This is a genomic window from Streptomyces tremellae (assembly GCF_039540215.1).
In the GTDB taxonomy this organism is placed as follows: Bacteria; Actinomycetota; Actinomycetes; order Streptomycetales; family Streptomycetaceae; genus Streptomyces; species Streptomyces tremellae.
Genome location: NZ_BAABEP010000117.1, coordinates 1 through 7,000, shown reverse-complemented (window position 1 = coordinate 7,000; position 7,000 = coordinate 1). Strand labels below are relative to the sequence as shown.

General features: G+C 75.4%; 6 protein-coding genes and 1 pseudogene. 3 read left to right on the top strand and 4 right to left on the bottom strand.

Annotation, left to right across the window (positions count from 1 at the left end; all coding sequences use genetic code 11):
* Positions 1 to 400: 400 nt before the first annotated feature.
* Positions 401 to 1,051: a hypothetical protein gene (locus ABEA77_RS33315; protein WP_345655833.1), complete on the bottom strand. Its 651-nt coding sequence runs from the start codon at positions 1,049 to 1,051 to the stop codon at positions 401 to 403.
* Positions 1,052 to 1,414: 363 nt separating this feature from the next.
* Between ABEA77_RS33315 and ABEA77_RS33310 the strand changes: the two genes are divergently transcribed.
* Entirely contained in the window at positions 1,415 to 2,809 is a 1,395-nt protein-coding gene (locus tag ABEA77_RS33310; protein WP_345655832.1) for a peptidoglycan-binding domain-containing protein, read from the top strand.
* A 284-nt stretch (positions 2,810 to 3,093) separates the two neighbouring features.
* Positions 3,094 to 3,768 (top strand): HAD-IA family hydrolase, encoded by a 675-nt coding sequence (locus ABEA77_RS33305; RefSeq protein WP_345655831.1) that lies wholly within the window; start codon positions 3,094 to 3,096, stop codon positions 3,766 to 3,768.
* A 287-nt stretch (positions 3,769 to 4,055) separates the two neighbouring features.
* Here ABEA77_RS33305 and ABEA77_RS33300 read toward each other — a convergent pair whose 3' ends face one another.
* The gene (locus tag ABEA77_RS33300; protein ID WP_345655829.1) at positions 4,056 to 4,643 is read right to left on the bottom strand and encodes a TMEM165/GDT1 family protein; all 588 of its coding nucleotides are present in this window, start codon (positions 4,641 to 4,643) and stop codon (positions 4,056 to 4,058) included.
* Between the two features lie 517 nt (positions 4,644 to 5,160).
* On the opposite strand from ABEA77_RS33300, the gene ABEA77_RS33295 reads away from it, so the two are divergent.
* Positions 5,161 to 5,868: an HNH endonuclease family protein gene (locus ABEA77_RS33295; protein ID WP_345655827.1), complete on the top strand. Its 708-nt coding sequence runs from the start codon at positions 5,161 to 5,163 to the stop codon at positions 5,866 to 5,868.
* A gap of 160 nt (positions 5,869 to 6,028) precedes the next feature.
* Here the strand turns inward: ABEA77_RS33295 and ABEA77_RS33290 are convergent, their stop codons facing one another.
* Both ABEA77_RS33290 and ABEA77_RS33285 read right to left on the bottom strand, forming a co-directional pair.
* Positions 6,029 to 6,436, bottom strand: coding sequence for a peptidase M23 (locus tag ABEA77_RS33290; protein WP_345655826.1), 408 nt, complete (start codon positions 6,434 to 6,436; stop codon positions 6,029 to 6,031).
* Positions 6,437 to 6,575: 139 nt separating this feature from the next.
* Positions 6,576 to 7,000 (bottom strand): annotated as a pseudogene (locus tag ABEA77_RS33285) (hypothetical protein); the annotation flags it as partial.

Sequence of the window (7,000 nt, the reverse complement as noted above, 5' to 3'; positions counted from 1 at the left end):
ACGTGCGATCCCAACTCCTTGGCCCACAGAACGACATGGCTACGATCCGACTTGTACTGGAGCGCGCGCTCCCGCCGTACGATCCGCTCCCGGTCGGCGAACAGCTCACTCTCCGGGGTCCCCGAGCCCGCCCCGGCCCGCGCGCCCGGCCGCGGCGCACGCGCCTCCTCGGCCTCGCCCGCCGCCGAGCGCGGCAGCTCGTCACCGACGTCGTCCGCGCCCCCTGCGTACCCCGTGTCGCCGGCGCGGTCCTCGCCCCCTGCGCGCTCTGCGCGTTCGTCGGCGCGCGGGTCGTCGGCGCGCGGGTCGTCGGCGCGCGGGTCGTCGAGGGGCCCGGCGGCCGCGTCACGGGCCGGCTCCGCGCCGGCCCTCTCCGTCCTGTCATGCTTCCTGTTGAACATCAGACACCGCTTCCCTTGGGTCGTACGGACAACGCGTCCCCGCGGTCGGCGCGCCCCGCCGCGCGGCCCGCGCCTTTGGGGCGGGCGACGATCAACTGCTCGAAAAGCCCGCGCGCGCCGACCATCGCCTCGCGCAACTCCTCCGTGTCGGCACCGGATTCGCCGGCCCCCTCCCCCGGCTGGGCCGGGTGCGCCACGGCGTGCAGCCTGCGGTACCCGTCGAGCCGGTGCGCGTGGTGCACCGAGAGGGCGTCGAGCTGCTCGTCGTACGCCTGCGGGCCGTCGGCCGCCGGATAGCCGCGCGCCGCGGCGAGTTCCGCGATGAGCCGTTCGGCCTGGGCGACCGCCTCGCGCGGCGACTCGACGAACCGTGCCTGGAGGCCGGCCCAGCGCGCGGTGTAGCGCTCACGCTCCCCGGCCGCCAGCGGCGCGAGCCGCAGCCCGCCGTGGCGGGCGACCCGCTCCTTGAGCTCGTGCTCCGCCTCGGCGGTGTTGCCGTCGTGCCGGGCGAGCGTCCGCTCGTACTCGGGTCCGAACCTGCGCCGCAGGCCCGCCTTGCCGCGCCCCCTGCCCGGCCCGATGTACAGGACGAGGGCGACGACGATCACGAACACCACGATCAGACCGACCACGGTCAGGACTGTGGACATGGCTCCCTTTCCCCGATTGCCGCTGCCGGGGCGGTCCCGGTCGCTCCTCGGCGTGTGTGGCCGCCCGCCGCGCGGTGTTCCGTGCGTCACAGGGCGTCACAGGGCTCCGAGTTGCCCGTAATCCGCCACCGAAACGGCCCCGGGTCCGGGCGGGTCCCGAGGCCGGGTCGGACGGCCCCGGCCGCCGGGGCCGGCGGGGGCCTTACGTAACAACTGCTCCCTCTGTGGCGGGTTTTTGCACGCCTATCGCCGCGTTCTGTCTGTTTTACGACAGAGATGCGGGGCACCGGGATTCGCCTCCCGCACCCCTCGCCCCCTCAGGGGCTGCATAATCTGGGGCAGTTCCAGCGGAGGGATGCCACGGTGATCGGACAGTTCTGCCGCTCTTGCGGTACGCCGCGCGTGCCGGGTGGCGGCGCGGGCTGCTCGTGCGAGCACATGGAGCACGCGGCGCCCGCGCCGCTGCTCCCCGTACCGCCGCACGCGTACGGCCCCGCGCCCGCGTTCGTACCGGACGGTGCGGACACGGCGGTGCTGCCGGCGTACGCGGCGGCCGCCGCGCCGTACGCCGAGCCCTGCCCGGACAGCGCGTATCCGGACTCCGCGTTCCTGCCGCCGCAGGGCGGGACGCCGTACGGCGCTGGGCCGTACGGCGCTGGGCCGTACGAGTCCGCGCAGCCGCTCCCCGCGTACGCACAGGCGCCGCCGCCGGACGGCCAACTCCCGCCGCCCTACGCGCAGCCGCTGCCCGTGTCGGTCCAACTGCCGTCGCCGTACGCACAGGAGCCGCCGCCCACTCCGCTCCCCGCGGTGCCCGCGCAGCGCACCCCGGCGGGCGTGGGACCCCAACTGCCGTATGCACAGCCGCATATGGTGCCCGGCCAAGGTGCCGGCGCCGGGGCTGAGCCGGCCCCGGCGGGGCCGCTGCCGCCGCTCGCCACTCCGGCGCCGCCGCCCGGCGCGATGCCGCCGCACCCACCCGCCAAGTCCGGGCGGCGCCCGATGAAGGCGGTCGCGCTCGGCATGACCGCGGCCGCGGTGCTGGGGACCGCCGCGTTCACGTCGGGGATGTTCTCCAGCGGCAACGAGGGCGACACGCTCGCCGACGCGCCCCGCGCGGGGCAGCCGGACAGCGCGCCCGACGACACGGCCACCGGCCCGGCCCAGCCGGCGGCGCGCTCCGCGCTCACCACGACCGCCCGGCAGGCCGAGCAGGCGCGGCAGGCCACCGGGGCGCCCGCCGCGCCCGCCGCCGCGCACCGCGCGCAGGGCGCCGCCACCACGTCGGACGGCACGCTCTCCCTCGGCGACAGCGGTCCCCAAGTGGCAGCACTGCAAAGCAAGTTGAGCGCGCTGTACCTGTATCACGGCGCCGACGACGGCTCGTACGGACAGTCGACGGCCTCGGCGGTGCGCATCTACCAGATGTACCGGCACGTACCGGGCGACCAGCCGGGCGTGTACGGGCCGAACACACGCAGCGCCCTCGAAGCCGAGCCCGCGCACCAGCAGTCGGCGCACCAGTCGTCGGGCGCGCGGCAGGTCTCGGCCGGGCACACCGCCGCCCCCGGCGGGCAGGCGCGGCAGGCAGCGCTCGCCCGGCAGGCGCTCGCACGGCAGCAGGAGCAGGCGGCCGAGGCCCGCGTCCGCGCCGCGCAGGGCGGCCAGGGGGCGCACGTCCAGTCCCCGTACGGCGCTCACCGGCAGGGCGGCGACGGCCACCCCGGCGCGCACTACGGCGGGGCGCGCCACCGCTGAGCCCCGGGGCACCCCGGCATGTCCAGGGCCGCGGGTCCGGCCGAAGTCCCGCCGGATTCGCGGCCCTTGCAGTGACCAGCGTCACACCGCTGTGACCTGCGCGGACGCAGGTTTCCCGCCGTTCGCCTCCCGATGGTGGCGCCGGACCCCCTCTCGTTTGTACAGTGAGGGAACAAAGTGGTTCCGCCCGTACCTCCCTGACCAGCGGGCGGAGCCGCTTGTGTACCGGCCGCCCGCGCGCGGGCACGCCGCCCGAACGCCGTCCCACCGCTGGAGTTCCGCGCATGCAGGCCACCGCCCCCGAGACCGTCCTCACCTGCCGCGCCCTGCTGCTCGACATGGACGGCACCCTGGTCAACTCCGACGCCGTGGTCGAGCGCGTCTGGCGAGGCTGGGCCGCGCGCCACGGCCTCGACCCCGAGGCGATCATGGGCGTCGTGCACGGCCGCCAGGGGTACGCGACGATGGCCGCGCTCCTGCCCGACCGTCCGATGGCGGAGAACTACGCGGAGAACGAGCGGATGCTCGCGCAGGAGACCGCGGACACCGAGGGCGTCGTGCCGGTGCCCGGCGCCGCCGCCTTCCTCGCCGCGCTCGACGGCCTGCCGCACGCCCTGGTGACCTCGGCGGACACCGCGCTCGCCACCGCCCGCATGGGCGCGGCGGGCCTCGCGCTGCCCGCTGCGCGGATCACCGCGGAGGACGTGAGCGCCAGCAAGCCCGACCCCGAGGGCTTCCTCAAGGGCGCGGCCGAACTGGGCTTCTCCCCCGCCGACTGCGTGGCGTTCGAGGACTCGGAGGCGGGCATCGCCGCGGCGCTGGCCGCGGGCGCCCGCGTGGTCGGCGTGGGCCCGCGGGCCGCCGCGCTCGCCCCCACGGCCCATGTGCGCGACCTGACCCAGGTCACCGTGGAGCAGGACGCGGCGACGGGCGGCATCGTGCTGCGCATCGCCGCCTGACGGGGCCGCACGGGGCGACCCGGGCCCGCGCGGGCGACCGGGCCCCGCAGCAACCGCATCCCGCACGGGGACAGCCGGAGGCAACCGGCCCCCGCACAGGACAGCCGGAGGCAACCGGATCCCGCACGCGAGGCGACCGGGAGGCGGCACGGGCCGCCTCCCGCAGGGACAGCCGGAGCCAACCGGCCCCCGCACAGGGCGATCGGAGGCGGCCCGGCCCCACAGGGGTGGCCGGCCGGAGGCGGCCCGGCCCCCACGAGCAACCGCCCCGCACGGCCCGTCCCGCCTCAGCCCGCGATCGCCTCGTACAGACTGAAGCCCGCGAGGGCCACCATCACCGCTGCCGCGATCTTGGTGATCAGCCGCAGCGGCACATGCTTCATCAGGGTCCTGCCGCCGAGGATGCCGAGGCCGCCGACGGCCCACAGGGCGAGGACGGCGCCGACACCCACGGAGACAGGACTGTCGTAGCGGGCCGCGAGGTTGGCGGTCATGATCTGGGTCAGGTCACCGAACTCGGCGACCAGGATGAGCATGAAGCCCGCCCCCGCGACCTTCCAGAACGACTGGTCGGCGGGGGCCCTGACCGACTCGTCGTCCTCTTCCTCGTCCTTCTTGAACAGGAGGATCGCGGCGCCCGCGAGGAACAGCACGCCCACCACCCCCTGCACGAGCCGGTGCGGCAGCAGGGTCAGCACGCTGCCCGCCGCGATGGCGAGCGCGACATGGACGGCGAAGGCCGCGGCCACGCCCGCGAACACGTACGAAGCCCGGTAGCGGGTCCCCAGCATTAGGCCGGCGAGAGCAGTCTTGTCCGGCAGTTCGGCAAGGAAGATCACGCCGAAGACGATCGCCATGACGGTGAAACTGATCACTGGTCGGTTTCCTCAATCGGTCGGTCGCACCGCACCGAGAGGCGAACCAGAAGGGATCGACCACGCCGGCACGGCAGCGTCGTCGGACCGCCGGAGTCCTGTTCCGGCGGATTGCACCACGAGTCACTGCGGCCGAAGGTCTCGCTGACCCGGCGCGAACGGCGGGTCTCCGGGCGCCGGCCAGGACGGGACGCATCCCTCTTCCCAGCAGTATGTCGACGGTCCGGCGGAAGGGCTTCCGTGGGGACCGGGGGCCCGCAGGCCCTGCACGGTCCGGTCGGGAGGCCCCAGGAGCTACTCCCCTTCTGACCCCCACCCTACGGCACCGGGACCCCCGCCCGGCAGGGCCACGGCCCCCGGGTGGCTCACGTCACGCACGCGTGTTCCCGCGCACGCCCTCTTGTCCTGACGTGCACACGACTTCAAGCTGTCATCCGGCGACCGTTTCGCGGAAACCCCACTTCGCCACGCTGGCAACGGACTTGACCTTCGCACCCCACATCGAGGGAGTACGCACATGCCGCAGATCTACGCGCGTCACACGAGCCACGCCCGCCCCGTAGCCCCGCAGGCCCGGCGCCGCGGACCCCTGGCCGTGCGCGGCGGCATCGCCGCCGCGGCCGCGGCGCTCGCCACCGCGGTGGGGCTGCTCACCGCCCCCGCGGCGCAGGCCGCCCCGCCCGACCCGATCGCCGTGTCGACGGCCCGCACCTACCTGAGCGAGCTGACCGTGCAGGCCGAGGGCTCGACCAGCGGCTACAGCCGCGACAAGTTCCCGCACTGGATCATCCAGTCGGGCACCTGCGACACCCGTGAGGTGGTGCTCAAGCGGGACGGCACGGACGTGACGACCAACGCGAGCTGCGCGGCGACCGCGGGCACCTGGAAGTCCGCGTACGACGACGCCACCTGGACCGCCGCCTCCGACGTGGACATCGACCACGTGGTCCCGCTCGCCGAGGCGTGGAAGTCCGGGGCGAGCGGCTGGACCACGGACCAGCGCCAGGCGTTCGCGAACGACCTGACGCGCCCGCAGCTCATCGCCGTCACCGACAACGTCAACCAGTCGAAGGGCGACCGCGACCCGGCACAGTGGCTGCCGCCGAGCGCGTCGTACCACTGCACGTACGCGCGGATGTACATCCAGGTGAAGCACTACTACGAACTGTCCGTCGACTCCGCGGAGAAGACGGCCCTGCGAGACGTGCTCAACGACGAGTGCTGACCCGGGCACGCGTCCCGGGTCCCCGTCCGCCCCGCTCGGCGGCGCGCCCCCTCCGGCACCCCCGTGGCCGGAGGGAGGCGCGCCGCGCGGCGGGACGGCAGGCCGCGGACGCGGTGTGCCCGGTGGTCAGGCGGGACACCGCGCCGCGCGGCCGGCCCATTCAGCAGTCGGGCACGCCCGCGATCTTCTCTCCGCCCTTGATGAACACGTTGCTCATGTACAACGCGTCGCTTCCGCTGGGCAGTTCGACGAGGGACCACCAACTGCTGCTGCCCTGCGGCTCGGTGACCGGGTCACCGGGCGTCTGGCAGATGTCGATCAGCGTGCCGGGCCCGAACTCGGCGGGCGAGGGCGCCGACACGTGCGGCGCGTTGTGCAGGCGCACGTTGCTCGCCCAGACCGTGACCTGGACGCCCGGGTCGGCCTGGGCGGCGCTCGCGGCCCGGGACGCGGCGGCGGGCACGCTCGCCGAGGCGGACGCCGCGGGCACCAGCAGCGCCGCGGTGGCGGTGACGGCCGCGGCCGTGAGGACGGCCGCGGTACGCGGGCGGGTCGGCCCGCGGCTCAAGCGACGGATCATGGCAACCCCGTTTCTGTCGTGTCTGTCGTGCGGGCCGCTCCGCGGCCCGGTCACGCGGTACACGTCGGACGTGGGCCGCCCGTATGACACCCCACCCTGTGGTGTGCGTCACACAACACGGGGGCGGTCAGACGCAGTCCGGCACGCGGGCCGCGTCGCGCGTGCGCACGCCGGGCAGCCAGCCCGAGAGTCCGTGCGGCCCGCGCACCCGGTACCAGCGCGCGGAGGAGCGGCCCTCCTCGTCGCGCACGGGCGTGCCCTCGACCGCGCAGCTCGCGGTCAGCCTGTCGCCGTGCCAGACGGCGCCCGCGCGGTTGCCGGGCGCCGCGTAGCGCGCGTGCGGGTCCTTCGCCACCCGCAGCGCACAGTTCGGCGTGCGGGGCCCCCGGCAGTCGCGCTCGGTGTTGTACACGGTGATCGTGACCGGCTTGGCGCCCGCGGGCGGCACGGGCCCGTGCGGGCGCGCCAGCAGCCAGGACCCGAGGGCCACGGCCGCGAGGACCGCGGCGGTCAGCGCGGCGAGCACGGCGGCGCGCCGGGCCGCCGGGCAGC

What these genes read in the sequence shown, in the direction of transcription:
- ABEA77_RS33295 (WP_345655827.1), top strand. Translation starts at nt 5,161, where the DNA reads ATGCCGCAGATCTACGCGCGTCACACGAGCCACGCCCGCCCCGTAGCC.
- ABEA77_RS33315 (WP_345655833.1), bottom strand. Translation starts at nt 1,051, where the DNA reads ATGTCCACAGTCCTGACCGTGGTCGGTCTGATCGTGGTGTTCGTGATC.
- ABEA77_RS33305 (WP_345655831.1), top strand. Translation starts at nt 3,094, where the DNA reads ATGCAGGCCACCGCCCCCGAGACCGTCCTCACCTGCCGCGCCCTGCTG.